Annotated in this window: 3 protein-coding genes; 2 read left to right on the top strand and 1 reads right to left on the bottom strand. The window is 35.4% G+C overall.

Going from position 1 to position 1,234, the window contains the following annotated elements:
• Positions 1–208: 208 nt before the first annotated feature.
• Complete coding sequence (locus HT671_RS11265; RefSeq protein WP_001084631.1) at positions 209–409, bottom strand: hypothetical protein; 201 nt, start codon at positions 407–409, stop codon at positions 209–211.
• A gap of 177 nt (positions 410–586) precedes the next feature.
• On the opposite strand from HT671_RS11265, the gene rpsP reads away from it, so the two are divergent.
• Both rpsP and kphA read left to right on the top strand, forming a co-directional pair.
• Positions 587–859: a 30S ribosomal protein S16 gene (gene rpsP, locus HT671_RS11260; protein ID WP_000268761.1), complete on the top strand. Its 273-nt coding sequence runs from the start codon at positions 587–589 to the stop codon at positions 857–859.
• 19 nt (positions 860–878) lie between these two features.
• The gene (gene kphA / locus HT671_RS11255; protein WP_000379621.1) at positions 879–1,118 is read left to right on the top strand and encodes an RNA-binding protein KphA; all 240 of its coding nucleotides are present in this window, start codon (positions 879–881) and stop codon (positions 1,116–1,118) included.
• Positions 1,119–1,234: the final 116 nt, after the last annotated feature.

Genomic DNA, 1,234 nt, shown 5'->3' with positions numbered 1-1,234 from the left:
TACGGCAAGACGACGTTGACGTGGTTTGAAGAGATTTTCAAAGAGTATTATGGTTCACACCATGGGGTGTTTTTTGATGATTTTAAGCAAAATTCATACCATTTAATTGAAAGTTATTTAAATTAGATGAAAATTTGTTTTCTGAAAAAGTGGGAAAACATTGATTTTAAGCGAATTTTGAATCATATTCGAATGGGAGTTTTTAAAATCATGTTTCGGTGGTAAAAGTTCCAAACTGTATTCTCCATAGTAGAATGATATCACCTGCCAGCGAATCATCTGCCAATAAGTCCATATTTCGTTTGGGAACGGGCTTAGGATTTAGGAGCCAAGCATCCAAATCACGTTCAGGAGAGATGAAGGGTTTGACTTGGTGTTCTTTATAAAATATTTCTAAAATACTATTCACGGATAGCCTCTTTCAAACATTTATTTCCTACTTCTAACAAATTTCTAAATGGTTTAAAAATTTTATAGTCTGTCAAGTTTTTTTCTTGACACCTGTTAGAAATCTGCTATAATAGAACATGTGCTAAATAGCTCAGCTATTTCACCGAAATAAAAAATAAGAAAAGAGACTTTAAAAATGGCAGTTAAAATCCGTTTGACTCGTATGGGTTCTAAGAAAAAACCTTTCTACCGTATCAACGTAGCAGATTCACGTTCACCACGTGACGGACGTTTCATCGAAACAGTTGGAACTTACAACCCACTTGTTGCTGAAAACCAAGTAACTTTGAAAGAAGACCGCGTTCTTGCATGGTTGGCTAATGGAGCTCAACCTTCAGACACAGTACGTAACATCCTTTCAAAAGAAGGCGTATTGAAAAAATTCCACGATTCTAAATTTTCAAAATAAGTTTAAAGTAGGTTGACAGATGGATACGATTGAAAATCTCATTATTGCGATTGTGAAGCCCTTAATTTCACAACCAGATGCCTTAACTATCAAGATTGAGGATACACCAGAATTTTTGGAATATCATTTGAATCTTGATCAAAGCGATGTGGGTCGTGTAATCGGTCGTAAGGGTCGCACTATTTCTGCGATAAGAACGATTGTCTACTCTGTCCCAACTGAATACAAAAAAGTAAGAATCGTTATTGACGAAAAATAAGAAGGGCGGGACGGATGTCTCGCTTTTTTGCGAGGAATAGAAGATGAAATATTTAACGTTTAGACAATTACAAGACTAGTTATACTCAATGAAAATCAAAGAGCAAACTAGGAAGC

This window comes from Streptococcus sp. 2741 (genome assembly GCF_013276315.1).
Lineage (GTDB): Bacteria > Bacillota > Bacilli > Lactobacillales > Streptococcaceae > Streptococcus > Streptococcus pseudopneumoniae.
This window is presented reverse-complemented; position numbering and strand designations above follow the sequence as displayed.